Raw genomic sequence first — 24,751 nt, 5'->3', positions numbered from 1 at the left:
AGGAGTGCAATCTTGGCGACCTATATCGTCTTCACGCGTGAAAGCACGCAGGATCAACACGAACTCGACATCTACCAGAGCAAGGTCGGCGCGACGCTGGCCGGCCACCCGGTGAAGGTGCTGGCCGCGTATGGCCCGCAGGAAACGCTCGAGGGCGACGGCCCGGAAGGCGTGGTGATCGTCGAGTTTCCGTCCAGGGACGCCGCGCACGCGTGGTACGACAGCCCGGCATACCAGGCCGCCGTCCAGCATCGCTTCAAGGGTGCACGCTATCGGGCCGTGCTGGTCGAAGGGGCCTGACCTGGCCGGCGGCGGCTGCTCGCCGGCCGCCGCCACGACCATGCCATCGACCGGGCCGTATCTGTGCATTCGATTTCGTAGTCATCCTTATTAAAATCCCGTGGATGGAAACAGGATGTCGAAAGTCTCGTTGACTATCGGTAGCGCCCGCGGTCTCGGGGGCGCCATGGGACGTTGGATAGTATCCGGGGCCGCAGCAATCAAGAAACGTTGTTGGATCAATACCTGCTAGTCCCCACGGCGGCCTCCGCCGCGACAGTCATGCGCGGCCGGTGCCGCGTTCCAACCTCGATTACGGGCTTGCGTCATAACCTGACGGTCAGCTGCCATCCCCGAATGGAGCGGCTGCGGTGCCCGTATCGACAAGGCGCCAAGTTTGCGACGCAAGTAAGATCAGCAGTTCGCCGAGCAAATCGGCCTCATCGAGCCTTTATGGAACCGTCTCTCATGTTTTCGAAAAAGTCCCGTATCTTCATTGTGGCCAGCGCCATTTTCACGGCCCATGCCGCAGCACAATCCCCCGCACCGGCACCGATTCCCGAGCAACTTCCGTACGACATCCCCTACGGTCCGCCGATTACGTTGGCACAGGCGCGCACGGCCATTACGGCAGCCGAAGCAGAGGCACGGCGCCGAAACTGGAAATATGCGCTCGTCGTCGTCGACAGCGGCGGGAATCTGGTCTCGAGCGACAAAATGGATGGAACGCAACTCGCATCCATCGAAATCGCGGAAGCCAAGGCGCGCGCATCGGTGCGTTTCCGCAGGCAGACCAAGGACATGCAGAACGCGATCAACAACGGCGGCGCGACCGGCAACCTCAGCATCCCGGGCATTCTCGCCGGAGAGGGCGGCATTCCGATCGTGGTGGGCGGGCAACTGATCGGTGCGATCGGCGCCAGCGGTGGCGCGGGTGTGCAGGATAGCGTGATCGCGGCCGCGGGGGCGGCGGCAATCCGGTAAGTCGCCGCGCAACAGGCAAGCCGTCTATGCGCCGATTATCCTTTCAAATAAATAATATAAATCTGACGTTTTAATTTCATCTGGTTTTGCGCGTACCCGAGGCCGACTGCGGCCTGACGGATTCGCCCCGCGTCAGCCGGGATTGACTGCTCGACCCGGTCGCGAAAATACGCGATTCGATCGATATCGCTACACTTCCCCCTTGCGATGAAAATTTGAACCGGTTGCTGGATGCAAAAATGGAACCGGTTCCATTCGCTGGCCGGATTATGCATAATCCGGCCAGATAAAAATTCGCATTGCATGGCATGTGCAATACTTGGTTCAGCCGGGCATGGTCGTTTGCCGGTGCTTTCGGACGGGTTACGCACTGCCGGTGGTGGAGGCATTCCGTCGTTTCGCGCGGAGCGGCTCCCGCCGCCGATTATTTCGAAGCAAGAAAGCCTGCGAGCAACTTCTCGCCAAAAAGACGAAAACGACATGGCCCCAAACGATCATGAAACGCGCGTCATCGCGCGCGCCGGCATTACCCGGCGAGCAGCCCTGAAAGTGATGGCGGCGGCACTGACGCAAGTCGGGCTGCTCACCGCCGCGCCCGGCTCCGCATTCGCGCAGCAGCCGTCGCTCGACGCCAAGACCTTTCTCGCACTGTCGCAAGCGCTGACCGGCCACGCGAATCTCGACCCGATGACGGCTCGGCGCCTCATCGACGCGTTCCACCGCACGGACGCCGGTTTTGCCGCACGTGCGGCCGCGCTGGCGCAACGCATGCGGGCCGGGCAGACCCCGGCACAACTGCTGGCCGATGCCGACGGCGCGGGCCTGCACGACACCGCGCTCGCGATCGTCGCCGCGTGGTACACGGGCACCGTCGGTCATGGCCAGAAGGCCGTGATGGTCACGTATGCGGATGCGCTGATGTACGACACCGTCCACGACGGGATGAGCGCGCCGACCTACTGTTCGAACGGCCCGCTGTGGTGGACCGCCGAACCGCCGCCGGCCGATGTCGCGCCGCCGCGCAAAGCCGTCGCGTCAGCCACTTCACAGCACCCGCAAACGCACGCCTGAATCTCATGAAAACTCCTGTATTTGAATCGAACGGCGACGTGTCGGCCGACGTCGTGATCGTGGGATCCGGCGTGGTGGGCGGCTTGATCGCCGACCAGCTGGTGAGCCAGGGCCATTCGGTGCTGATCCTCGAATCCGGCCTGCGCATCGAGCGTGGGCAGGCGGTCGAGAACTGGCGCAACATGCCGTTCGACAACCGCGTCGGCTCCGACTTCCAGGGGCTCTACCCGCAGGCGCCGAATGCGCCAGCCCCGCTGTATTTTCCGAAGAACAACTACGTCGGCCTGAGCGGCCCGGACGGCCAGAGTTTCCAGCAGGGCTACCTGCGCACGGTCGGCGGCACCACGTGGCACTGGGCCGCGTCGAGCTGGCGGCATCTGCCGGTCGATTTCCGGATGAAGTCGACGTATGGCGTCGGCCGCGACTGGCCGATCGCCTATGAGGATCTCGAGCCGTACTACTGCCGTGCGGAAGACGAGATGGGCGTGGCCGGGCCGAGCGACTCGGCGATGCAGTCGCCGTCGCAACGCAGCCGCCCGTATCCGATGGACATGGTGCCGTGGGGGCATGGCGACCGGCGCTTCGCCGAAATCGTCAACGCGCACGGCTATCGGTCGATCCCGATTCCGCAGGCGCGCAGCACGCGGCCGTGGCATGGCCGCCCGACCTGTTGCGGCAACAACAACTGCCAGCCGATCTGCCCGATCGGTGCGATGTACAACGGCATCCACCACATCGAGCGCGCGGAGCGCAAGGGTGCGAAGGTGCTCGCCGAATCGGTCGTCTACAAGATCGACACCGACGCGAACAATCGTGTAACGGCCGTGCACTGGTACGACGCGTCGCACAAGTCGCACAAGGCGAGCGGCAAGCGGTTCGTGCTCGCCTGCAACGGCATCGAGACCCCGCGCCTGCTGCTGCTGGCCGCGAACGAGCGCAATCCGCACGGCATCGCGAACGGCTCGGACCAGGTCGGCCGCAACATGATGGATCACTCGGGCTTCCACTGCACGTTCCTCGCGAACGAGCCGATGTGGCTCGGCCGCGGCCCGGCGCAGAGCAGCTGTATCGTCGGTCCGCGCGACGGCGATTTCCGCGGGCAGTATTCGGCGAACAAGATGATCCTGAACAACATCTCGCGCGTCGGGCCGGCGACGCAACAGGCGCTGAAGCTCGGCCTGGTCGGCAAGGCGCTCGACGAGGAAATCCGGCGGCGCGCGATCTACGGCGTCGACCTGTCGATCAGCCTCGAACCGCTGCCGGATCCGAACAACCGCCTGACGCTCAGCAAGACGCGCGTCGATCCGCTCGGCCTCGCATGCCCGGACATCCACTACGACGTCGGCGACTACGTGCGGCACGGCTACGACGCGGCATGCAAGCAGCTGTCACACATCGGCAGCCTGTTCGACGCGGTCGAATTCAACATCACGACGACGCTGAACGCGAACAATCACATCATGGGCGGCACCATCATGGGCTCGGATCCGAAGAACTCGGTCGTCGACGGCGACTGCCGCGCGCACGACCATGCGAACCTGTGGCTGCCGGGCGGCGGCGCGATGCCGTCGGCGTCCGTCGTCAACACGACGCTGTCGATGGCGGCCCTTGGCCTGAAGGCCGCGGATTCGATTTCCGCGAGCCTCGCGAAGGGTTGATGCGATGACACACACGATTCAACGACACCGTCGCGCGCGACGCGGCACCGGGTATCGCGCGGCCATCGCAGCCGGCCTGTTCGCGCTCGTCGGCAGCGCATCCGCCCTCGCGCAGGATGCGCCGGCCGGCACGGCTTCGACATCGGCAGACGCCGCGCTGATCGAAAAGGGCCATCAGCTCGCGATCGCGGCGGACTGCATGGCATGTCACACGGCGCTCGATGGCGGCAAGCCGTTCGCGGGCGGGTACGGCATCGCGTCGCCGATGGGGCAGATCTATTCGAGCAACATCACGCCGTCGAAAACGGCCGGGATCGGCAACTACACCGAAGTGCAGTTCGCACGCGCGCTGCGCGAAGGCGTGCGCGCGGACGGCGCGCACCTGTACCCGGCGATGCCCTATACGTCGTACAGCGGCCTCAGCGACGACGACGTGCATGCGCTTTACAGCTACTTCATGCATGCGGTGAAACCGGTCGACGAACCCGCGCCCGCGACGAACCTGCCGTTCCCGTTCGGCATGCGCATGGCGATGGCGGGATGGAACATGCTGTTCCTGTCGAACAAGCGTTTCGAAGCCGATCCGGCCCACGACGCGCAGTGGAATCGCGGCGCGTACCTGACCAACGTGCTTGCGCACTGCAGCGCGTGCCACACGCCGCGCAACGTGCTGATGGCCGAAGACTTCGGCCGCAACCTGGGCGGTGCGCAGCTCGGCGCGTGGTATGCGCCGAACATCACGTCGGATCCGGTGAGCGGCATCGGCGCGTGGACCGACGCCGAGCTGGTGTCGTACCTGAAGACCGGCCGCGCCCCGGGCAAGAACCAGGCGGCCGGGCCGATGGCGGAAGCCGTGCAGAACAGCCTGCAGTATCTGTCGGACGCGGACCTGCAATCGATCGTCTCGTATCTGCGCAGCACGAAGCCGATCCGCGACGACCGCGAGTCGGTGCCGGCATTCGCGCACGGGCAGGCGGTCAGCAGCGAGGCGACGTTGCGCGGCGCATCCGTGCTGAATTCGAACGGCACGCTGACGACGGGGGCGGCGCTGTTCAGCGGATACTGCGCGAGTTGCCACCAAGCCAACGGCAAAGGCAGCCCGAGCCAGGCGTATCCGTCGCTGTCGAACAATACCGCCACGGGCTCGCGCAATCCGTCGAACCTGATTGCGGCGATCCTGTACGGCGTCGATCGCGAGGTGGGGGGCGAACACGTGCTGATGCCGTCTTTCGGTGAGGATTCCTATGTCCAGCCGCTCAAAGACGATCAGATCGCTGCGATCTCGAACTACGTGCTCGCGCAGTACGGCAATCCGGACGTGACCGTCACGGCCGATGACGTTGCGGTCGTGCGCAGCGGCGGCCCTGTTCCATTGCTCGTGCGCGTCCGGCCGCTGATGCTGCTTGGCGCGGTGGTTGTCGTGCTGATCGCGCTGTTGGGCGTCGCATTCTGGTGGCGCCGCCGCCAACGCACGCCGCTGGCCAATCCGCCGCACGGCAAGGCCGGCTGATTCGGCGAACCGCCGCGTCAGTGCGGCGCGGAAGCAGGCATCGATCCCGTGTCGCAAGCCGACGGGTATCGAGCCTGCTTTCGCCTTTCAGGTCATCAGCGGGGCGCGCGCAATCCCGGGCCGCTGCGTCGCGCCGTATGTCATCACGCTTGGGGCGCGACGGATGCGCCGGTAATGCCATGCCGCCGCAGTGAATCCGCAACGAAGCCCGACGCCTTCATTTCCTCGACGAACGCATTCAGTGCCGCCGCGGCCGCTTCGCCGCGACTCTTCGGCACGCCCATGGCCTGCCGGATCACCATGAACCGCTCGTCGAGCAGGCGCAAACCGGGCGTCTTCGCCGCGTCGGCCTCGAGTTGCTGCTTCACGCCCGCCGCGACTTCCAGCTGCTGCTCGACGAAGGTCTGCACGACGGCCTGCGACGTCGGCGCGCGCACGATCTGCGCGGCCTTCAGTTCGCGCGTGAGGAACAGGTCGTAGGCGCTGCCCTTGCCGACGGTCACGCGGTTGTCGGGCTGGTCGACGTCCGCATTCGTGCGGATCGGCGAAGCTTCGCGCACGAGATAGAACCCCTCGATCAGCACGTATGGTGCCGTGAACGCGACCGTTTCGCCGCGCAGCGGATCGACCGCGAAGAAGCCGAAATCGGCCCGCTCGTCGGATAGTGCCTGCACCGACTTTCCGGCGGCGTCGAACACCACGAGCTCCAGCTCGGCTGACAGTCGTTCGGCGAACGCGCGCGCGAGGTCGATCGATACGCCGAACGGCTCGCCCGTCGCCGGGTCGCGATTCGCGAGGATCGGATTGCCGAGATTGATCGACGCGCGCAGCTTGCCGGTCGGCGTGAACGCGGAGAGGACGGAAGGGGCGAGGGACATGGGAGGCTCGTTGCAGTCGTAAAGGGCAGGGTTCGACGCGCGTCGATACGCGACAGTGCGCCGGCATCGAGCTTATCACCTGGCTTTCGTCACGGAACAGCGTCGAGCGGCTCAAGCCCGCCTCCGTCGCCGGATCGGCGTTGCGATGCATCGACCTTCACCTGACCTTGTTGCCCGAACCATAAACGATGAGGTGATAGCCAGGTAAAGAGCCGAGTGGCGACGAGAGGCGACCGGGTGCCGGAAAATGGGCTGGATCGGGCTGCTTTGCGTCAGCGTCTGCTTCCGGTTGGCCGTATCTGCCCCCCACCGGCGGCCTCCAGCCAGGCGCGGCGGTCCTTGATCCGCCCGGCAACCGCTAGAATTGCGGTTTTAGCCCGGAATACGTCCATGTCTTTTGCCTCGCTCGGCCTGATCGATCCCTTGCTGCGTAATCTGCAGGACCTCAATTACCAGGCCCCGACACCGGTGCAGGCCAAGGCGATTCCTGCCGTGCTCGATGGCAAGGACGTGATGGCGGCGGCCCAGACCGGCACCGGCAAGACGGCGGGTTTTGCGCTGCCGCTGTTGCAACGGCTGGTGCAACACGGCCCGGCGGTGTCCAGCAACCGCGCGCGCGTGCTGGTGCTGGTGCCCACGCGTGAGCTGGCCGAACAAGTGCTGCAAAGCTTCGTCGCTTACGGCCAAGGCCTCGACTTGCGATATCTGGCGGCCTACGGCGGCGTGAGCATCAATCCGCAGATGATGAAGTTGCGCAAGGGCGTCGATGTGCTCGTGGCCACGCCGGGCCGTTTGCTGGATCTCAACCGCCAGAACGCGGTGCAGTTCGATCAAGTCCAGGCGCTGGTGCTGGACGAAGCCGACCGCATGCTGGATCTCGGCTTTGCGCGCGAACTCAACGCCGTCTTTGCCGCGTTGCCGGCGCAGCGCCAGACCCTGCTGTTCTCGGCCACGTTTACCGACGATATCCGCGCGATGGCGGCGAGCATTCTGCGCGGTCCGGTCAATATCAGCGTCAGTCCGCCCAATGCGACGGCCAGCAAGATCAAGCAGTGGGTCGTACCGGTCGACAAGCGGAACAAGCCCGACCTGTTCATGCACCTCGTGGCCGAGAACAAGTGGGAGCATGCGCTGGTGTTCGTCAAGACCCGCAATGGCGTGGACTACCTGGCGGCCATGCTCGACGAAGCGGGCTATGCGGTCGACACCATCCACGGCGACAAACCGCAGCCCGCGCGCCTGCGTGCGCTGGAACGCTTCAAGGCGCGCGAAGTACAGATGCTGGTCGCCACCGACGTGGCAGCGCGCGGGCTGGATATCGACGACCTGCCGCTGGTGATCAACGTGGATCTGCCGATCGTGGCGCAAGACTATGTGCATCGTATCGGCCGTACCGGCCGCGCCGGCGCCAGCGGCGTGGCGGTGTCGCTGGTGTGTGCCGACGAAGCGCCGCAACTGGCCGCGATCGAGGCGCTGATCCGGCAGACGCTGCGTCGTGAAGAAGAGCCGGGTTTCGAGGCGGAGCACCGCGTGCCGGAAACCAGCGCGACGGGCCAGATCATCAAGAAACCCAAAAAGCCCAAGAAGCCCAAAGTGCCGCAAGCTGGGTCGGGTGCCATGCCGGCGCCCGCCAACAAGCCGCGCCCGCAAAGTGGCGAGAACAAGCGCAAGCCTGCGGCAAAGCGGGCTGGGGCTGCGGGTAAGGGCGCGAGCTTGTCCAGTGGCAGCCCATTCAGCGCGCAGACGCCGCGCAGCAAACCCGCCGGCAAACCCGCCGGCAAGCCAGCCGGCAAGCCAGCCGCGGGTTCGCGCAAGCCGGCTGGCAAACCCGCCGGCGGCCGCGGCAAGCGCCAGCCCTGATTCGTGGGGGTGTCAGGCCAGCGATGGAACGTGGCTGGCCATTTTGCAAACGTGGATGGATGCGCGCGAAACGTGCAGGCCGTGGTACCCGCCATTGACTCGGTCGATGGCGCCAGGGCCTGCGTTCGGGATCTTCATTCGGCTCGAATTCAGGATCAAAGTCGACGGAACACCAGGCTGGCATTGACGCCCCCAAAACCAAAGCCATTGGAGATCGCATATTCCGTCGATATCTGGCGGGGCGATCCGCCGACGATGTCGATGCCTTCCGCCGCCGAATCCGGCTGCGTCAAATTGAGCGTAGGCGGCGCGAGCTGATCGCGCAGCGCGAGCACAGTGAAAATGGCTTCCACGCCGCCGGCTGCCCCGAGCAAATGCCCTGTCGACGACTTGGTGGCGGATACGGCGGGGCCTCGACCTGTTCCGAATATCGCCTTGATGGCCGCGAGCTCGCTGATGTCGCCCACCGGCGTGGACGTCGCGTGTGCGTTCAAATGCCCGATCATCCCGGGTTCAAGATTCGCTTGCCGGATTGCCAGCGCCATCGCACGTCGCCCGCCGGCGCCGTCATCGGGTGGAGACGTCATGTGGTATGCGTCGGCGCTTGTGCCATAACCGAGCACTTCCGCGATCGGCGTGGCGCCTCGCTGCAATGCGTGCTCCAGGTCTTCGATGACGAGCATGCCGGCGCCTTCTCCCATGACAAAACCGTCTCGTCCGGAATCGAATGGGCGGGATGCCTGCGCGGGATGATCATTGAAGCCGGTGGACATGGTTCTTGCCGCGGCGAACGACCCCAGACTGACTCGATCGATGCAGGCCTCGGCGCCACCACACACGGCAATATCGGCTTCGCCGGCCCGGATCAGGCGCGCTGCGTCGCCGATGGCCTGTGCGCTGGCAGCGCAGGCAGTCACCGGTGCGCCGAGCGGGCCACGAAGGCCGTGACGGATGGAGATATGGCCCGCGGCCATATTGGCAAGGAAACTGGGAACGGTAAAAGGAGAAAGCCGCCTTGGTCCGCGGTTATCCGTGATTCTGACGGCGTCCACGATCGCGCCGAACCCGCCCACGCCAGACGCGACGATGGTCGCCGTCCTTTCGCGTGCGTTTTCGGATTCAGGCTGCCATCCGGCTTGCGTCAGGGCCTCTTGCGCCGCGGCGAGCGCAAACAGGCTGAACCGGTCCATCTTCTTCTGGTCCTTGGGCTCTACCGCGAGGTCCGGATCGAATCCCCATGGACAATCTGACGTCAACACGGGCACCACGCCGCCGACCTTCGATGCAATCCCTTCCGTGACGTCGCCGGGCAAACCGGCCAGGCCTGAATGCCCCTTCAGGAGACGGTTCCATACCGATTCAACGCCGCATCCCAACGGCGAAACGATACCCATCCCGGTCACGACGATACGTCTCGTATTCAAGCCATGCTCCCCTTTTGACTGACGTAGAAATGCCGCCAGCGATTGGCGCAATGCGCCATCTGGCGATGCTCTCGAATTTCAAGAATCGCGGAAATTGCCTGCCAGTATAGGCATGGGGCGGGTGAAGAACTGGCGCATCGTGCCAATCGATATGCAAAATGCGCCATAATGAGCGAATCATGAACCTGTCCCGGCAAAGTTCTCTCACCGTTTCGGCTCACTTCCTGCACGGGATGCTGCGCACCGTTCGCACCCGTCACGGAGAAGACGTGGCTGCACAGCTACTCGCAAGCGCCGCCATTCCGCAGTCGCTTCTGCATCAGCCGGATGCGCGAATCACGCGCCAGCAATACGTCGTGCTGTACAAGACAGTCGCGGCGACGCTCGACGACGAGATGCTGGGACTCTGGTCCAGGCCGATCCGGGGCGGCACGTTGAAGTATCTGATGCTCAGCCTGCTGGATGCGCCTACCGTGCTGGTCGCGTTCAATCGGTTTGTTCGTTTCTGGAATTTGCTGCTGGATGACTACCGGTTGCAGATTTCGACGAAGAACGATCTGGTGCGACTGGCTCTGGTGGAAAGGGCGCCTGATACGCAGGTCATTCCGCTTGGGCACGAGTTGATGATAAAGCTGGCGCACGGCATCGCATCATGGCTGCTAGGCCGAGAGATCATCCTGCACCGGGCCGAGTTCAGTTTCGCCAGGCCGAGGCACGTCGAAGACTATGCATTCCTGTTCCCCGGAGCGGTGCACTTCGATGCCGGGATGACGAGCATTTATTTCTCGTACCAGGATTGTGCCGAGCTGTTCAAACGCGAGAAACACGAGCTATGGGCGTTCCTGAAAGGCGCGCCGGGGGACTGGACATTCAGCGCATTTCATCATGGTTCCATTGTGGCCAAAACGCGCGAGTATCTTGAGCGGAACATAGCGCAGCCGCTGACGATTCAGGGCCTTGCGCAGGCGCTGCATACCTCCGTTCGCACGCTGAATCGCCGATTTGCGGAAGAAGGCACACATTTCCAACAGGTGAAAGACGGGCTGCGACGGGATATCGCGGTCGATCGGCTGACGAACTCGAACACGAGCGTGGCAGCGCTGGCGTTTGATCTTGGCTTTTCCGATGCCACCGTTTTTTGCCGCGCGTTCAAGCACTGGACGGGTAGTAGTCCTTCCGACTATCGCAAGGACACCCGTCAGGGTGAGTGACGAGAAGAAGTTAAGCGGGACGCTATTTTCAGCGACTTTGAACGCCGTTTCGAACGGCCGGTTGAATCCGCCGCCGAACCGAGTCAGACGATCTGACGTTGTCTGTTTGGTCCAGTTCAGCCTTGTACACGTCAAGACCGGCTTCGACAATGCACTCGTCGCCAAGCGAAATGCCGATGCCTGCGTTCGCTCCGGGCAGGCTGCGCTCCCCGATGGCGTTCTTGCTCTTGCCTCCGCACGACAGCGTTCCCATGATCGACACGCCAGCGCCGACGTCCGAATTTTTGCCGACCGTCATACCCGGTGTCACCCGTCCTTCGATCGTCGATTCGCCCAGGGTGCCTGCCCGGGATCACGATTGACGTCCTCGACATATCGGCTATGCGTCGCCATGATGGTGGTGATCCCCATTTCCGGTAAAAAGGCGTACAGCTCGGCCAAGAACCAGTCCGTGTTACGCAGCCACCGAGCATGCTTCGGTACCATGCGAGCGGCAATATCGGGAGGAACGTGGGTTCCCCTATGCGGGATCGTCGCCAACACGGGAATCGTATTCCTGCGGGCATTGCGAACCTCGAAGGCAGGCACGTAGCTAGACGACATGCTGCGATCCTCCACTCGCATTCGTGAAGACATCGGCCCATTTCGGCCGCTCGACGTCGACATCAACACCAAGATCGTTCGCTCACGGCCGATTCTGAAACAGGGCGAGCGTAGGTCGTGAAGGCGCTTGGTGCGATCATGGTGCCGGTACTTTGGCCTCGCACAATAAAGCCGTGATTGCCTCCTCGAGCGGCAGCGTAACCTGATCGCCATTGCGGCTGCGGATACTGACTGTTCCATTCCGTTCGTCGCGTGCCCCTACGGCAATCAATAACGGAATCTGCAATCTCCGGGCGTCCATGATTTTTCGCTCCAGTCGCTCGGCACGGCAATCCGCAACGACGCGTAGTCCCGCGCTATCCAGCATCTGCACCACCCGCATGGCGTAGGGCGCGTGCGTATCACTGATGCTCGCCACGACAATCTGTTCGGGCGCGAGCCATACAGGCAACCAACCGTCGTAGTGCTCAAGCAGTATCGCGATGAAACGCTCCATGCTGCCAAGCACGGCGTGATGCACCATGACCGGTGTCTCTCGTACGTTTTCCGCGTTGATGAAATGCGCGGACAGCCGCTCGGGGAGCACGAAGTCCAGCTGAATCGTGCCGCATTGCCATTCCCGGCCACGACTGTCAGACAGCTTGAATTCGAGCTTGGGTCCATAAAAGGCACCTTCGCCCTCCGACAGTTCGAATTCCAGACCGGCCGCACGAGCCGCGGCCGCGAGCGATGCTTCGGCTTGATCCCAGACTGCCTCGTCGCCGGCCCGTTGAATTGGCCGCGTCGCCAGCGCCACCGTGACGGACGAAAATCCAAGGTCTGCGTAGACTGCTCTCAGTAACTCGCAAAAGCGCACGACTTCATTTTCGATTTGCGATTTCGTGCAGAACACATGCGCATCGTCTTGCACAAACGCACGTGTGCGCTTGAGTCCTTCCAGCGAGCCAGAGGGTTCGTCGCGGTGACACGCGCCGAATTCGCTGTAACGAATGGGCAACTCGCGGTATGAACGAAGCCCCTGATTGAACACCTGCACATGGCATGGACAACTCATCGGTTTCAGGCAAAGCGCCAGCGCATCGTCGTGATCGACACCTGCCGATGGATCGATCATCGATCGCTCGGGTAGCGCATACATTTGCGAGCCGAACTTGTCCCAATGTCCACTGCGTTCCCACAACGCGCGCGCCAGTAGTTGCGGTGTCCGGATCTCGCGAAAGCCTGCGCGACGCATGCGCATTCGCACGTAATCTTCCAGCACGCGGTACAGCGCCCAGCCACGTGGGTGCCAGAAAACCATACCCGGACCTTCGTGCTGCTGATGGAACAGGTCGAGATTGCTGCCGAGAATGCGATGATCGCTGTCGTTCATGATGACTCCGTGCAGGTATGTGCCGGTAACACACGGAGCGCCATAAACACGAAGGGCCCCGTCCGTTGCCGGCGGGGCCCTTGAAGGTATGCAATTGCTGAAACTACCGCGTGCACCCTCCAGACGACCCGCCGTTGCCGGTGGTCGTCGTGGTGGTGATGCTCGCGAGGGAAATCAATTGGCGTTGCATGAATCCACAATAAATCAAGTGAGCAGGTCGCGTCAATTGTATGGAGATCATTGACTCGGTACATCTGCCGACGATGACTTCTTCAAATGCATGCGAGTGGTCGCCGCAACTGGCTGTGCCGGCGATTTCGCTGCTTCTGGATGTGCGGGAATGACCGAGTCCGGATGTGTCGAATACTTCTTCGGGGTCACTTCCCCAAAGCGCGCGAGTAGATCCAGACGTAGCTTTTCCGGTGGGGCCTTATCAGATAAAGCTACTGTTGCATCATTGGATGCCGCGTTCGCGGGTGCTGCAGTCAGTTGCGTGCTCATGCGACCGGGACAAGTTGCGTTGTCCGCCGAAGTCGACAGTCGCTCTGACGTGAGCGCGCGAATTGCGCCTTCTGACCAGGTTGCCGTGGTCGAAACAATATGTCTTCGGCATGGTAAAGGCGTTCATCACGGCGATCTGGCAATATGCATCGACAGACTTCAGACAGGGCGCCCCATGCACATCGCGATTCTGACCTTCCAGGGCTTCAACGAACTCGATTCCCTCATCGCGCTTGGCGTGCTCAATCGGATCAAGAAGCCCGACTGGCGGGTAACGCTTGCATGTCCGGAGCATTTCGTCACGTCGATGAATGGTGTGACCGTGCAGGCGCAGTCGACCTTGGCGGATGCCTGCACGGCGGATGCCGTCATCGTCGGGAGCGGGATTCAAACCCGGGAGGTCGTCAACGACGCAACGCTGATGGAGCAGTTGAATCTCGATCCTGCCCGGCAACTGATTGGTGCCCAATGTTCGGGCACGCTGGTTCTCGCAAAGCTCGGCTTCCTCGGCAACATCCCGGCCTGCACGGATCTCACGACCAAACCCTGGGTCGTCGAGGCGGGCGTCGAAGTGCTCAATCAGCCATTCTTCGCGCAAGGTAACGTCGCAACGGCAGGTGGCTGCTTCGCTTCGCAGTATCTGGCCGCATGGATCATTGCGCGCACCGAAGGTGAGGAAGCCGCGCGGAGCGCACTCCACTACGTTGCGCCGGTCGGGGAGAAGGACGAGTACGTTTCCCGTGCGCTCGCAAATATCGCGCCTTACCTGCCGTAGCCGTCGTGCACTAGAAGAGGGCGCCACCGCCATTGCAGTGAGCCTGGTTCGGCAGTATCGCCGTGTTCCCGATAGCGGCTTCTCCGGCGCGCCCGGTCGCCACGGCGGTGGGCTGCCGTGTGGAAGAGGGGGCGAGAATGTTCGATGCTCCGTCCAGGCAGAGCCATTCGGTGCCCCCGGCTTGCACGGGGTCGCACTCCAGCAGCCAGTTCGTCTTGCAAAGACGGCAGCGATACTGCCGCACGACTATTGCCGGGCGTCCCAGCGGCCGCAACTTCGTTGGCTTGTGCAATTCCACCAGTTCGCCATGGGCGACAGGATCGGACATCGTGCGCATGGTCGTGCAGGCTTCACAAGGCATGTGCGTCAGCCTTTCAGGAATGCGTCGGCGCGAGGAAGCGCCTCTGCGCTCATGACTCGAATGGTCCGCGGATTGTAACGTGATCGGCGCATCCGGCCCAAGTGCAATTCAAGCATGCTCATGATCGCGGCGGGCGTCGACTGTCGGCCATAACGAACATGCTGGAAGCTCATCGGAGGGACGATCTTCTCCGCCGCAGTGCGAAGGCGGGCAAGGGTGCGTCCCACCTGACGCACTCAGTTTGCAATCGCCTTACCGGAGGCATCCTTGATTTTCTCTTTCCATTGCTTGCGGATTTCAGCCACCACCGAATCGGGAAGCGTGATGTAGTCCAGCTCCGTGGCGGCCTGGTTGCCGTTGTGGAATGCCCAGTCGAAGAACTTGAGCGCTTCCGCCCCTTGTGCGGGCTTGTCCTGCTTCGCATACAGCAGCACGAACGTTGCGCCGACCACCGGCCATGCGTCCTTGCCCGGCTCGTCCGTCAGGATCTGGTAGAACGACTTCGACCAGTTCGCGCCTGCGGCAGCGGCCTTGAACGTTTCCGTCTTCGGCTCGACCACCGTGCCCGTCGAGTTCTTCAGCGCGGTGTAGACCATGTTGTTCTTTTTCGCGTACGCCCATTCGACGTAGCCGATCGCACCCGGCAGGCGTTGTACGAAGGCTGCGACGCCGTCGTTACCCTTGCCGCCCGTGCCCGTCGGCCAGTTGACCGTCGTGCCTTCGCCGACCTTCGACTTCCATTCGCCGTTGACCTTCGACAGGTAGTTCGTCCAGATGAAGCTCGTGCCCGAGCCGTCCGCCCGGCGAACCACGGCGATGTCGGTGTCCGATAGCTTGACCTTCGGGTTCAGTGCGGCGATTGCCGGGTCGTTCCACTTCTTGATCTTGCCGAGGTAGATGTCGCCGAGCACCGGGCCCGACAGCGTCAGCTCGCCAGCCTTCACGCCCGGCACGTTGACCACCGGCACCACGCCGCCGACCACCGTCGGGAACTGGAACAGTCCTGTCTTCGCGAGTTCGTCATCCTTCAACGGAGCGTCCGAACCGGCAAAATCCACCGTCTTCGCGTTGATCTGCTTCAGGCCGCCGGACGACCCGATGCCTTGATAGTTGACCTTGCCACCGCCCGCCTTCTTGTACGCATCGGCCCACTTTGCGTAAATCGGTGCGGCAAACGTGCTGCCTGCGCCGGTGATATCTGCCGCTTGAGCACTGAGCGCAACAAGAAATACGGTGCAGGGAACCAAGATCCGGATGTTCATGTAACACCTCCTGTCTGCTGTCTGCTGTCTGCTGTCTGCTGTCGGCATGCTGGCCTGCAAGCTGGCCTCGGTTGAGAAGTCTGACGTGTCGAGTGGGATTCGCCGGCCGTCTTTCGTCGACGTCGGTCGGTTGACCGTGGCCGTGATCTACTCTCGATTGCTTTCAAACACGGTGAGGAATTGCGTCGGTGTGACAGTCTGCGCGCCGCGCTTTTCTCGAATGACGTCTGACGGAAGCTTGATTGCAACGTACCCCAGCCGGGGCCGCAGGCAGAGAACGGCCGGTCTGGATCGTCACCGACGATCGGGTCAGTCAGACAAGTGGCGGAGTCCGTCATCGTGCGCGGTACGCGGTCTCGCATCGAAGGGTGCTACGAGTATTGCATCTGCCTGTGAAAACTCAAGGACAGTGCAATGGCTCGATTCGCGTTTCAATGCACGTCACTTGCGACGATGGAGGCCAACGCCCGATCGCCGTCGCGTTGGGCCGTATCTTCAGTGCAAAAGATGTGGTGACTGAATGCGATCAGTTTGAAGCCGGATCCCGCGGCGCGAGGAACCGTGATGCCCCAGTGCCAGCCGCCATCTTGCTGGAACACGTGGAGGGCGGGAGGCGCTGGGCTCAGTGCGGGTGAAGAAGTCGTCATGGCGTGCTCTCCCGTCATGGGGCGACTGCGGGGCAACTACATTGAATGCGAACCCAGTCTACGGGCACTTTTGCTGCGGCGCAATATGCGGATCCCGCGAAAACGCCGATGTGTTGAACGCCACAATTTTGAAATACAAATATGCAAGGTCGGAGATGACTGGCATATTGATGTGACGATTATGATTTCTCGGAGGCTTCATGGATCGCAGTTCGCTCGTATGGGCGGGGGTGCCGCATAGCAGCGATGGCGTCGTGTTTCAGGTTCGGGTCGGCCGCGGGCTTCAGCGTTTTCATATTGCCCGGTTGATTCTCGAGAAGGCGTGCGACCTCGAGCGACTGGCATCTGACGCGCGACAACTCGAATGCTTTTACGAGCACTTGGCGCCGATCCTGGCAGTCGCACGGAAGACGCGTTCCAATGCGAAGGCCGATACGGTTTCGCTGAATGTTTCCGATTTTGTTCGAGCGGGCAACGCGCGGGCCGAGCAGGGTTCTTGGGCAGTGATGCGATGAGCACCGCAGGGAGGATGAGCGCGCGGCGTGCCCGGTTTCGGAAAGGGCGGGTGCAGGACTTTGCGTAACTTCTCGTGTTGGGTGTTGTCAGGGACGATGCAGGTCGCGCAGCATCGTCGGGGTGACGTTTGCGGGTGATGTGGTGGGGTGGGTGTTCACGGGGCTTTGAAAAATTTCATTTGTAGTCCGAATCTGCCTGTATCCAGAGCGGGACCAATCGAAATTCTCCCTCCAGCCCGTTGTTGCCGATGGAAGGCGATTGCTGCCGGCCATGAACGGTCAGTCACCATCGTGAGTCAGATCGACGACAATCACGGTCTAGGCGGTGAATGCACTTGTCCATCTGCAAACGGATACCACCTTGTCAAGAGAGGTCGTTATGTTGCACCGACAGCCATTAGTACCTGAACTGGTTGTTCTGGATTTGGCCAGGAGCTTGTCCTTCTGGACCGGACTCATTGGCTTCGTCATCTTGTACGATCGTCCCGAGGACAAGTTTGCGTATCTCGATCTTCACGGAGCCCAGGTTATGCTTGAAGAGCTCGACGACGAAGCTCGCTGGCTCACGGGTGACGTCGAGCCCCCGTTGGGAAGAGGCATCAATTTCTCAATTACATTGCCTTCCATTCAGCCCGCGCGTCAGCGGTTACTTGATGCAGGTTGGGCGTTATTCATGGATGAAGAAGAAAAATGGTACCGATCCGGCGATCGAGAAATTGGACTGATGCAATTCCTCGTTCAAGATCCAGACGGGTACCTGCTCAGACTGACGAGTGACCTCGGTACAAGACCTCTTGGCTTCGGTGGGATCAATCGTTGACGTTTCCGCTTCCTATCCGGCTTCTCGGGGTTGTCGGTACGATTCTCGATTGAAGATTCGATAGTATTCCTGTGCAGTACGGCACGGGAATGCCCGCTTCCATGCCATGTTCTCCGACTGTCCGTAACGGGGAATTCAACCGGTCGATGCAACACACTAGACGCCGCGTCAGCAGTGGGGTGTTGCAAATGAAAAAGCGGCGCATGATCTGCTACACCGAGCCTCAAAAGGCACTGATGTGGGAACGGTGGTGCAAGGGCGACACACTTCATCTGATTGCCCAACTGCTCGATCGCTAATCGTCGGCGCGCATGTTACGTTCCGTAGCATCGACGCGTGACGATTCGTTTGTTTTGTGACGTTCATTCGCGACGCCCGCCCAGCACCTCCGATGAATCAGAAAAGTATCAATTCCTGACATGACGGTCACGATGCCTATTGCCAGGCGCCTGCTGTGGATCTGCGTTGCGCTCATGATCTCCGACGCCCGCGCCGAACAGCTCAGAACGGATCTCCACGAAGCCGTGTCGACGATCGACGTGGCGGTCAAGGATTTCTATGGCGCGGAACAGACCGGTAAGGTCGCGATCACGCAGTTCTTTCCAGATGGCGATGGGCCATTCCCCATCCTGATCCTCAATCACGGACGCAATTCAGACAATCGAGCCGCGCCCGCTCGATTCCGCTACACGCGACAAGTCGCCGTGTTCCTGAAACTCGGATTTGCCGTATTCGCGCCCGCCCGGATCGGCTATGGCGCGTACGGCATACAGTTCGATCCCGAATATAGCGGAGCGTGCCGCCGCAAAGACTACCACCCGATGATCGATGCCGCGCGAGCCGAGGAGCTCGCGGTGCTCGACTATGCAAAACGCCAACCGCACGTCGCGTCGAATCGCATCGTCATCGTTGGTCAATCTGTCGGCGGCTTTGTCACGACGGCGATGGCCGCCGACAATCCGGAAGGCGTGGTTGCAGCGATCAACTTTGCGGGCGGTGCGGGCGGCGATCCGGTTCGACATCCGGGATCGCCATGCCAGGATGAACTGATGGAGGCGATGTATTCGCGATTTGGCAAAACAGCGCGCGTCCCGATGCTGTGGATCTATACGGAGAATGACCAGTACTTTGGCCCAACCTATAGCCGTGCGTGGCACGATGCATTCGTTCACGCCGGCGGCAACGCCGACTATCGGCTGCTTCCGCCGTTCGAGAAAAACGGGCACATGCTGTTTGCGCACGGTGTCGACGTCTGGGAGCCCGTGGTCTCCGAGTTTCTCGAACGTCAGGGATTCCCCGCTCGAAGGCAACCATGATGGAGGTGGGGCGCAGGGCTGGGCGCTGAACGTTATCGGATAAAGCGCGGGACCTGCCGCAGTATCGGGAGGACGGTTGCAGGTACGGCGGCGGGGTGCGTACTCATGTGAACGGGAAAGTTGCTTTGGCAGTTCAAGTTGGCCAGTGTGCCGAACCTGCCGGTGCGAAGTTCGTCGATCGGCCAGTTGCCGGTGACAACGCGTGGAAGCTATGCGCTCCCAAACTCTCGCGACGACATAAGGCGCGCAAAGATTCGTAAATATCGGAGACGTATCATCAGGACCTGCCTTCGCCCGACTTGCACCAGGGCAAAGGTATCGACGGCATCGTCAACGCCACATCGGGCGTACTGACCGCCGCATGCTGCGTATCACGAGCCGCTACGAAGTGATATTGATTCGGAGGCGGAAGATCATCGGAGGATCCCAAGCCAAACTGACGGCAGTGCGGCAGTTCGACACGAATTAATCCCTGCTCGCTGTTCGAGCTACCCACATGCCTCGATAGGTCATTTGAAAGTCCGATGAGCGCCGCTGTGGTCTGTGCTTGTACTACCGAAACGACCAACAAGCCTGAAAACGTAGCCAGAATGAGTAACGACTTCAAGAAATTGCCCGGTTGATTTCCACGACGACGCACGGGTGCGACACATCGACTCGAAAGTGAAAGCATAAGGGAAAGCATCGCAAGATTGTCGAGGCTGATGATGGCTTCAGGGCTGTTGGCGTGGACGTTGAACGGCGCGGCATTCCTGCCAATCATGTATTCGAAAGCAATATCGATTCACTTCGAGCCAGGCTATCGAGCCAGAGTAGGCGCGCTAATGGCTGTGTACGACCAGCTATCGAAAGGCAGTGCAGCGCGACAGCCATCTCAGGCACATGGCGGAGAAGGGCGCTGCAAGGTTCGAACGTGATTCTCCGAATCAGTCGAATCCCGCGATCGGCGAAACGGGCAACGTCGACAGCCAGCAGCCTTCGATGCTAGCAGCACCAGCTTTCAAATAACTCGCATCGATCGGTTCGATGTCGTGTCATTTTGAGTGAGTCGGCTGACGCCTACCGGCCGGGCTACAGTTGGACCGCCTTCGCCTCTCCGATGCCTGCCGGCCACTCAGCCCTTACCGAGATCACCCGCCGCAGGCGCCAGCGCCCAGTCGAGCGCGAAGTCGGCGACGTCCTCCCAGCCTTTCTCGCCGCAGGTGTAATGGCTGCGGCCGGCAAACAGCCTGTAGGCGGATATGGCCCGCGAACGCTTCGCGTTCTTCTCGAAGTTCTCGCGCTGCACGGCCGGCGGCAGGATGTTGTCGTTGCCGCCAGCGATAAAGAGGAGCGGTGCCCGATTGTCGTTCGCGAAGTTGTAGCGCGTCGGGGCATTCGGGTTGACGTTCGCGAACCCGCCTTGAAACAGGATGCGCCCCGACACGGGAACCGCGTAGCGGTCATAGACCGGCTTCGATTCCTCGAGGCTCAGGTTGTTCGTGAATGCGTAGTGAAATTCTTTCTCGGTAATGGGCACCGCACGATGCAGGTTGGCCGGATTGCGCAGGACCGGGAACGTCGCCTTGATCTCGCTGAACGGCAGCGCCCACACGCCCTTCACCGCGGCGCCGTCGATCGATACACCGGCCGAGCCATAGCCCGCATCGAGCAGAAGCTGGGCGAACGCGCCGCCGAACGAATGCCCCATGATGATCGGCTTCGTGTCGAGCGCCGCGATGGTGCGGGCCAGGTGATCGAAGATCTCGCGCACGCCCAGATTCACCAGCGGCGACGGATCGCGGCGGAGTGCCTCGACGCCGGCCGTACCCGGCTGCACGCCCGGATACCCCGGCGCAATGACGCGCATGCCGCGCTGCTCGTAGCGGTTGACCCAATGTTCCCATGACAACGGCGTCATCCACAGGCCGTGAATCAGTACAACCGTGTCGGTACGCGTTTCCGGATTCATATCCGTGCTCCTGTAGATCGCTGGAAGATGAAAATCACGCCCGTGGGACCCCGGTATGTCCGGGTCCGCCTACCCCCTGCCGTGCCAGCCTCGAAACGAGGGGGGACTACGCGGTTGCCGTGCGCCACGTACCTTGAGAATAGTCTTTGACACGGGCGTCGTTCGGCGTGAATGATGTGTCCATCATAAAGACCATCCGAGTACGCGACATGGCCCAAAAGCCGGAATTCTTTGCTCAAACGCCGACGGCGCTGGACGATGACGCAGATCCGTTCTCCTTCAAGCGGGATGCCTTTTCCGACGTGCTGGAGCTGATCCGCATCCGCGGCAACACGGTCTTCACGTGCGCGGCATCGGCACCTTTCGGATTGCGTTTTCCTGCCGGAAAGTATCGTTTGCATATCATCCGGAGCGGCAGTGTGGCGATCGAAGTGGAGGGGCTCGACGCGCGCTACCACGCTTCGCAAGGCGACCTGGTCATGCTGATGCACGGTCACGGCCACGTCATCTCCGACCGGCCGGGCCGCTCCGCCAGGCTCGTCACGGATCTCGCGCCAAAGTACTACGACCGCGAGCGCCTGACGATCGGGCGTGGCGACACCACCTGGCTTTGCGGCGACTTCGGATTCGACGGCGTGCTGTCGCAACGGTTGCTGTCCGTGCTGCCGCCGGTGCTGGTGCTGAAAGGATTGCGGGAGCGGCCGTTCGAGTGGCTGGAGCTGAGCTGCCATTTCATTCTCGACGAGGCATTGAGTCCGCGCGCGGGCGCCGCCGCGATGATCTCCCGGTTGCTCGATGTCATCTTCGTCCAGTTGCTGCGCACCTGGGCGACGGAGGGCTCGGCAGGGCACGGGTGGTTGTCCGGTGCGATCGACAGCCGGATCAACCCGGCGATGTCCGCGATTCATGCGGATCCCGGGCGTGCCTGGAGCGTCAGCGATCTGGCCGCGTTGTCGAATCTGTCGCGATCGGCGTTTGCGGACCGGTTCCAGCGCGTCGTGGGGCAGGCGCCGCTGAGTTATCTCACGACCTGGCGCCTGGATCGGGCGGCGGAGTTGTTGCGGTACAGCCGCGCGCCGATTTCGGATATCGCCGGGCGTGTCGGGTATACGTCTGAAGCGGCGTTCAGTCGGGCGTTTCGCGGACGCTATGAGATGTCGCCGATGCAATGGCGAAAGGTGAATGCGGAGTAGGGCGAGCCGGGTGCCGATCCCGGCCCGGTTGATGTCGGCGGCTAGGCGGTCTGCAACGTGTATTGCGTCAGTCCGGGATATTCCATGCGCGCTTTGACCGACAACCCATGGCGTTCATAGAACGGGAGATTGCGCGGTTCTCCGGTTTCCAGGGCTATTTTTGCCGACGGATCGATGTCTCCAAGATGTGACAACGTCGCACGGAGAAGCACCGATCCGATGCCTTCGCCTTGCCGAACCGGGGATACGCCGATGAATTCAATCCGGCTGCACGCCGCGCCCGGAGCATTCACGGCAGGCGTCTCGCGAAGCAAATCGATCCGGCTCAACGATGACGCGCCGCAACCGATCGCGATGTCGCGACCAAGCGCTGCGAGCATGCGGGGCGATTCGCTGCAGGAGGCGGGCGCAAAGTAGCTGACCGCAACGAGATCGTCATCGCGCCAGGCGCCCAAAGCCGGCAGGCATGCATCGTAGTGATACTTCAGATAGCGCCCGAGATAGTTGGCGCGGCGCTCGTGGAATCCCGGCGTTTCGGCGAACAGGCACCAGCCAAGCGTCGGGTCTTGCTCGAATGCCGAATCGAGCAACGCCAGCGCTGCTTCGAGAAACTGCGATGGCAGCGAGGCCACCTTCAATTCTGTACCGTGCATGTTTGAGGCAACTCGGATGGAAAGTTGCGGGGGGGAACGCGTTGGCGTGATTTGCAGCGTAACGCATGACGCGATTCCTCTGCAGGAAAGGTGCAGGCGCAGCTGAAAAAATTGCGCTGCGTGCTTCGGTTTTCAGCGGCCATACGGACAATCGATCAGCGCGTAAACGACGTTTTTCCCTCATTTCCGGCCCAATGGCGCTATTTGAGGGTTCTCGATAAAATGCGACTTTCCGGGGTTTTCAGTTAGCGACTTCGTCATGCATCGAATCGGATTCTTCGTTTGCCGCGGCTACGATGTGCTTGATCTGGGTGGGCCACTGTCGGCCTTCAACCAGGTCGCCACAGCGGCGGGCCACACGCCCTATGATCTCCATGTCATCTCACAGTCCGGCGGCCCGGTTCCGGGCAATACGGGCCTTTCGATCGAAACCAGGCCTATGGGAAGGCGCACGTTCGACACCGTCGTTTTCGTGGGCGGCGATGTCGATCCGATGCAGACACCCGAGAATATCGCCGCCGCGAGGAAACTGGGCGCGAGGGCCTCGCGGGTGGCAAGCGTGTGTACGGGGGCGTTTCTGCTTGCGGAAACCGGCTTGCTGGACGGCTTGAGAGCCACAACGCACTGGCGATACGCCGCGCAATTGCAGTCGCGCTTCCCGCGCACCAAGGTCGAGGGCGACAGTATCTATATCGAGGAGGGCCGCATCTGGACGTCGGCGGGCATTGCGTCCGGAATCGACCTCGCGCTCGGCATGATTGAACGAGATATGGGCGCGGAGGTTGCGCGCGCGGTCTCCAGGCTCCTGGTTGTTCCGTATCGTCGGCCAGGCGGTCAATCCCAATTCTCCGCGATGTCGCAGATGGAGCCGGAATCGGATCGTATCCGCATCGCGCTGAATTTTGCGAGGGAACATCTGGCCGAAGCGTTGCCTGTCGAGCGGCTCGCCGATGCCGCACGATTGAGTCCGCGACAGTTCGGACGCGCATTTCGCCGGGAAACCGGTGAAACACCTGCCAAGGCGGTCGAGCGCTTGCGAGTCGAAGCGGCGAGGCTGCGCCTGCAGGGAGGCAGCGAACCGATCGAACAGATTGCGCTGGCCGTCGGATTCACCGATCCCGAACGGATGCGGCGGGCCTTCATCAAACTGCACGGGCACCCGCCGCAAGCGATTCGACGCGAGAGTCGCTCGAACGGCGCGCGCTGATCGACTGCTGGCCGATCAGCGCAATGCCTGGTCAACATCCGTCGAATGGACTAGCGGCGCTTTGGGTCCGTCACTGTCCGTTTCGCCGGATGATCACGGGTTATCCGTTGTGAGCGGAGCGTAGTCGTTCCACATGTCGCGATGCAACTTCCACGCGCCGCCCTGCTTCAGAAACACGAGGATCTGCTTGCCGCGGTATTTGAGCTTTCCATCGTGGTCGTGGATCTCCGCATCCGAAACCTCCGTCACGATCCGATCGTTACCGTAGAACTCGTAGTTGCTGAACGATACGGTGGCCGGTTTTGATCCGGCGTACCCCTTGGTGAAGTACGCGGTGATCGCGCTGCTCCCCGTTACCTTGTCGCCTCCGGGCGGCAAGAGCGTGCCGTCGGTGGTGTAGAGGCGGCCGATCGCCTCGTAGTCGCCTCGCGCAAAAGCATCCGCCCATCGCGCGTTCTCGGCTTTGATCGCCGCTTCGGGCGGACGTTGCACGCCACCGGCAGTCGCCGGCGCGGCAAACGCGAAAAAGGTGACGCAGGCTGCAAGCGCAGCGGTACACATACGAATCTGTTGCATCGAGTGATTTCCGGTCGTGAATCAAATTGATTTGAGAGGACTACGAATATTGTAGGGTGGAGCAGGCAATGTCGGCTGCGGTAATCATCGAGACCTGAAGATGGACGTGCTTACATTGCCTGCA

The 24,751-nt window shown here is 61.9% G+C and carries 24 protein-coding genes; 13 read left to right on the top strand and 11 right to left on the bottom strand.

Annotated features, from left to right (window positions below):
* The first annotated feature begins 12 nt into the window (after window positions 1-12).
* From LGN19_RS14430 to LGN19_RS14410, 5 genes are all read left to right on the top strand, one after another.
* Window positions 13-300: a DUF1330 domain-containing protein gene (locus LGN19_RS14430; protein ID WP_122949952.1), complete on the top strand. Its 288-nt coding sequence runs from the start codon at window positions 13-15 to the stop codon at window positions 298-300.
* Between the two features lie 447 nt (window positions 301-747).
* A complete protein-coding gene (locus LGN19_RS14425) occupies window positions 748-1,263 on the top strand; it encodes a GlcG/HbpS family heme-binding protein (protein WP_226215421.1) in 516 nt (171 codons plus the stop codon).
* Window positions 1,264-1,494: 231 nt separating this feature from the next.
* Window positions 1,495-2,334, top strand: coding sequence for a sorbitol dehydrogenase family protein (locus tag LGN19_RS14420; RefSeq protein ID WP_226215418.1), 840 nt, complete (start codon window positions 1,495-1,497; stop codon window positions 2,332-2,334).
* Window positions 2,335-2,339: 5 nt separating this feature from the next.
* Window positions 2,340-3,992 (top strand): GMC family oxidoreductase, encoded by a 1,653-nt coding sequence (locus LGN19_RS14415; RefSeq protein ID WP_226215416.1) that lies wholly within the window; start codon window positions 2,340-2,342, stop codon window positions 3,990-3,992.
* A gap of 4 nt (window positions 3,993-3,996) precedes the next feature.
* A complete protein-coding gene (locus LGN19_RS14410) occupies window positions 3,997-5,502 on the top strand; it encodes a cytochrome c (protein ID WP_226215414.1) in 1,506 nt (501 codons plus the stop codon).
* Window positions 5,503-5,645: 143 nt separating this feature from the next.
* Here the strand turns inward: LGN19_RS14410 and LGN19_RS14405 are convergent, their stop codons facing one another.
* Window positions 5,646-6,380, bottom strand: coding sequence for an ABC transporter substrate-binding protein (locus LGN19_RS14405; protein WP_226215412.1), 735 nt, complete (start codon window positions 6,378-6,380; stop codon window positions 5,646-5,648).
* Window positions 6,381-6,770: 390 nt separating this feature from the next.
* On the opposite strand from LGN19_RS14405, the gene LGN19_RS14400 reads away from it, so the two are divergent.
* On the top strand, window positions 6,771-8,240 hold the full coding sequence (locus tag LGN19_RS14400; protein WP_226215410.1) for a DEAD/DEAH box helicase: 1,470 nt from the start codon (window positions 6,771-6,773) through the stop codon (window positions 8,238-8,240).
* Between the two features lie 155 nt (window positions 8,241-8,395).
* Here LGN19_RS14400 and fabF read toward each other — a convergent pair whose 3' ends face one another.
* Window positions 8,396-9,664: a beta-ketoacyl-ACP synthase II gene (gene fabF / locus LGN19_RS14395; protein WP_174963600.1), complete on the bottom strand. Its 1,269-nt coding sequence runs from the start codon at window positions 9,662-9,664 to the stop codon at window positions 8,396-8,398.
* Between the two features lie 179 nt (window positions 9,665-9,843).
* On the opposite strand from fabF, the gene LGN19_RS14390 reads away from it, so the two are divergent.
* Window positions 9,844-10,875 (top strand): AraC family transcriptional regulator, encoded by a 1,032-nt coding sequence (locus LGN19_RS14390; protein ID WP_226215408.1) that lies wholly within the window; start codon window positions 9,844-9,846, stop codon window positions 10,873-10,875.
* A 28-nt stretch (window positions 10,876-10,903) separates the two neighbouring features.
* Here the strand turns inward: LGN19_RS14390 and LGN19_RS39940 are convergent, their stop codons facing one another.
* From LGN19_RS39940 to thrS, 3 genes are all read right to left on the bottom strand, one after another.
* On the bottom strand, window positions 10,904-11,173 hold the full coding sequence (locus LGN19_RS39940; protein WP_413227208.1) for a DapH/DapD/GlmU-related protein: 270 nt from the start codon (window positions 11,171-11,173) through the stop codon (window positions 10,904-10,906).
* 8 nt (window positions 11,174-11,181) lie between these two features.
* Window positions 11,182-11,478, bottom strand: a complete 297-nt coding sequence (locus LGN19_RS39935; protein ID WP_226215406.1) for an N-formylglutamate amidohydrolase — start codon at window positions 11,476-11,478, stop codon at window positions 11,182-11,184.
* 136 nt (window positions 11,479-11,614) lie between these two features.
* The gene (gene thrS, locus LGN19_RS14375; protein WP_226215399.1) at window positions 11,615-12,850 is read right to left on the bottom strand and encodes a threonine--tRNA ligase; all 1,236 of its coding nucleotides are present in this window, start codon (window positions 12,848-12,850) and stop codon (window positions 11,615-11,617) included.
* Between the two features lie 676 nt (window positions 12,851-13,526).
* Between thrS and LGN19_RS14370 the strand changes: the two genes are divergently transcribed.
* Window positions 13,527-14,126 carry a DJ-1/PfpI family protein gene (locus tag LGN19_RS14370; RefSeq protein WP_175221211.1) on the top strand — a complete coding sequence of 200 codons (600 nt, stop codon included), beginning with the start codon at window positions 13,527-13,529 and terminating at the stop codon, window positions 14,124-14,126.
* A 597-nt stretch (window positions 14,127-14,723) separates the two neighbouring features.
* On the opposite strand, the gene pstS is transcribed toward LGN19_RS14370, so the two are convergent.
* Together pstS and LGN19_RS14360 are read right to left on the bottom strand one after the other, a co-directional pair.
* Window positions 14,724-15,749, bottom strand: a complete 1,026-nt coding sequence (pstS, locus tag LGN19_RS14365; RefSeq protein ID WP_175221105.1) for a phosphate ABC transporter substrate-binding protein PstS — start codon at window positions 15,747-15,749, stop codon at window positions 14,724-14,726.
* A 431-nt stretch (window positions 15,750-16,180) separates the two neighbouring features.
* Entirely contained in the window at window positions 16,181-16,396 is a 216-nt protein-coding gene (locus tag LGN19_RS14360) for a hypothetical protein (RefSeq protein ID WP_226215397.1), read from the bottom strand.
* A gap of 200 nt (window positions 16,397-16,596) precedes the next feature.
* On the opposite strand from LGN19_RS14360, the gene LGN19_RS14355 reads away from it, so the two are divergent.
* The 3 genes from LGN19_RS14355 to LGN19_RS14345 all read left to right on the top strand — a co-directional run bounded on the left by LGN19_RS14355 (window position 16,597) and on the right by LGN19_RS14345 (window position 19,047).
* Window positions 16,597-16,911, top strand: coding sequence for a hypothetical protein (locus LGN19_RS14355; protein WP_226215395.1), 315 nt, complete (start codon window positions 16,597-16,599; stop codon window positions 16,909-16,911).
* A 379-nt stretch (window positions 16,912-17,290) separates the two neighbouring features.
* Window positions 17,291-17,731 (top strand): bleomycin resistance protein, encoded by a 441-nt coding sequence (locus LGN19_RS14350; protein WP_226215393.1) that lies wholly within the window; start codon window positions 17,291-17,293, stop codon window positions 17,729-17,731.
* A gap of 419 nt (window positions 17,732-18,150) precedes the next feature.
* Window positions 18,151-19,047: an alpha/beta hydrolase family protein gene (locus LGN19_RS14345; RefSeq protein ID WP_226215392.1), complete on the top strand. Its 897-nt coding sequence runs from the start codon at window positions 18,151-18,153 to the stop codon at window positions 19,045-19,047.
* Between the two features lie 277 nt (window positions 19,048-19,324).
* On the opposite strand, the gene LGN19_RS14340 is transcribed toward LGN19_RS14345, so the two are convergent.
* Entirely contained in the window at window positions 19,325-19,810 is a 486-nt protein-coding gene (locus tag LGN19_RS14340) for a hypothetical protein (protein WP_226215390.1), read from the bottom strand.
* 351 nt (window positions 19,811-20,161) lie between these two features.
* Entirely contained in the window at window positions 20,162-20,998 is an 837-nt protein-coding gene (locus LGN19_RS14335; protein WP_226215388.1) for an alpha/beta hydrolase, read from the bottom strand.
* Window positions 20,999-21,207: 209 nt separating this feature from the next.
* Between LGN19_RS14335 and LGN19_RS14330 the strand changes: the two genes are divergently transcribed.
* Window positions 21,208-22,191 carry an AraC family transcriptional regulator gene (locus tag LGN19_RS14330; RefSeq protein WP_226215387.1) on the top strand — a complete coding sequence of 328 codons (984 nt, stop codon included), beginning with the start codon at window positions 21,208-21,210 and terminating at the stop codon, window positions 22,189-22,191.
* Window positions 22,192-22,232: 41 nt separating this feature from the next.
* Here the strand turns inward: LGN19_RS14330 and LGN19_RS14325 are convergent, their stop codons facing one another.
* Entirely contained in the window at window positions 22,233-22,844 is a 612-nt protein-coding gene (locus LGN19_RS14325) for a GNAT family N-acetyltransferase (protein ID WP_226215385.1), read from the bottom strand.
* 259 nt (window positions 22,845-23,103) lie between these two features.
* Here LGN19_RS14325 and LGN19_RS14320 point away from each other — a divergent pair, with 259 nt between their 5' ends.
* On the top strand, window positions 23,104-24,051 hold the full coding sequence (locus LGN19_RS14320; protein ID WP_122949931.1) for a GlxA family transcriptional regulator: 948 nt from the start codon (window positions 23,104-23,106) through the stop codon (window positions 24,049-24,051).
* Between the two features lie 93 nt (window positions 24,052-24,144).
* On the opposite strand, the gene LGN19_RS14315 is transcribed toward LGN19_RS14320, so the two are convergent.
* A complete protein-coding gene (locus LGN19_RS14315) occupies window positions 24,145-24,627 on the bottom strand; it encodes a YybH family protein (RefSeq protein ID WP_226215383.1) in 483 nt (160 codons plus the stop codon).
* Window positions 24,628-24,751: the final 124 nt, after the last annotated feature.

Source organism: Burkholderia sp. AU30198 (genome assembly GCF_020419825.1).
GTDB lineage: Bacteria > Pseudomonadota > Gammaproteobacteria > Burkholderiales > Burkholderiaceae > Burkholderia.
The sequence above is the reverse complement of the archived record's forward strand: the minus strand, read 5'-3'. Positions and strand labels throughout refer to the sequence as shown.

Excerpts from the sequence above, each read along its gene's own strand:
- LGN19_RS14325 (WP_226215385.1), bottom strand. The coding sequence starts at position 22,844 with ATGCACGGTACAGAATTGAAGGTGGCCTCGCTGCCATCGCAGTTTCTC.
- LGN19_RS14330 (WP_226215387.1), top strand. The coding sequence starts at position 21,208 with ATGGCCCAAAAGCCGGAATTCTTTGCTCAAACGCCGACGGCGCTGGAC.
- LGN19_RS14405 (WP_226215412.1), bottom strand. The coding sequence starts at position 6,380 with ATGTCCCTCGCCCCTTCCGTCCTCTCCGCGTTCACGCCGACCGGCAAG.
- LGN19_RS14370 (WP_175221211.1), top strand. The coding sequence starts at position 13,527 with ATGCACATCGCGATTCTGACCTTCCAGGGCTTCAACGAACTCGATTCC.
- LGN19_RS14360 (WP_226215397.1), bottom strand. The coding sequence starts at position 16,396 with ATGACGACTTCTTCACCCGCACTGAGCCCAGCGCCTCCCGCCCTCCAC.
- LGN19_RS14345 (WP_226215392.1), top strand. The coding sequence starts at position 18,151 with ATGACGGTCACGATGCCTATTGCCAGGCGCCTGCTGTGGATCTGCGTT.
- LGN19_RS14340 (WP_226215390.1), bottom strand. The coding sequence starts at position 19,810 with ATGATTGGCAGGAATGCCGCGCCGTTCAACGTCCACGCCAACAGCCCT.
- pstS (WP_175221105.1), bottom strand. The coding sequence starts at position 15,749 with ATGAACATCCGGATCTTGGTTCCCTGCACCGTATTTCTTGTTGCGCTC.
- LGN19_RS14355 (WP_226215395.1), top strand. The coding sequence starts at position 16,597 with ATGGATCGCAGTTCGCTCGTATGGGCGGGGGTGCCGCATAGCAGCGAT.
- LGN19_RS39935 (WP_226215406.1), bottom strand. The coding sequence starts at position 11,478 with ATGTCGTCTAGCTACGTGCCTGCCTTCGAGGTTCGCAATGCCCGCAGG.
- LGN19_RS14410 (WP_226215414.1), top strand. The coding sequence starts at position 3,997 with ATGACACACACGATTCAACGACACCGTCGCGCGCGACGCGGCACCGGG.
- LGN19_RS14320 (WP_122949931.1), top strand. The coding sequence starts at position 23,104 with ATGCATCGAATCGGATTCTTCGTTTGCCGCGGCTACGATGTGCTTGAT.
- LGN19_RS14415 (WP_226215416.1), top strand. The coding sequence starts at position 2,340 with ATGAAAACTCCTGTATTTGAATCGAACGGCGACGTGTCGGCCGACGTC.
- LGN19_RS14315 (WP_226215383.1), bottom strand. The coding sequence starts at position 24,627 with ATGCAACAGATTCGTATGTGTACCGCTGCGCTTGCAGCCTGCGTCACC.
- thrS (WP_226215399.1), bottom strand. The coding sequence starts at position 12,850 with ATGAACGACAGCGATCATCGCATTCTCGGCAGCAATCTCGACCTGTTC.
- LGN19_RS14335 (WP_226215388.1), bottom strand. The coding sequence starts at position 20,998 with ATGAATCCGGAAACGCGTACCGACACGGTTGTACTGATTCACGGCCTG.
- LGN19_RS14400 (WP_226215410.1), top strand. The coding sequence starts at position 6,771 with ATGTCTTTTGCCTCGCTCGGCCTGATCGATCCCTTGCTGCGTAATCTG.
- LGN19_RS14350 (WP_226215393.1), top strand. The coding sequence starts at position 17,291 with ATGTTGCACCGACAGCCATTAGTACCTGAACTGGTTGTTCTGGATTTG.
- LGN19_RS14425 (WP_226215421.1), top strand. The coding sequence starts at position 748 with ATGTTTTCGAAAAAGTCCCGTATCTTCATTGTGGCCAGCGCCATTTTC.
- LGN19_RS14390 (WP_226215408.1), top strand. The coding sequence starts at position 9,844 with ATGAACCTGTCCCGGCAAAGTTCTCTCACCGTTTCGGCTCACTTCCTG.
- LGN19_RS39940 (WP_413227208.1), bottom strand. The coding sequence starts at position 11,173 with ATGACGGTCGGCAAAAATTCGGACGTCGGCGCTGGCGTGTCGATCATG.
- LGN19_RS14420 (WP_226215418.1), top strand. The coding sequence starts at position 1,495 with ATGCAAAAATGGAACCGGTTCCATTCGCTGGCCGGATTATGCATAATC.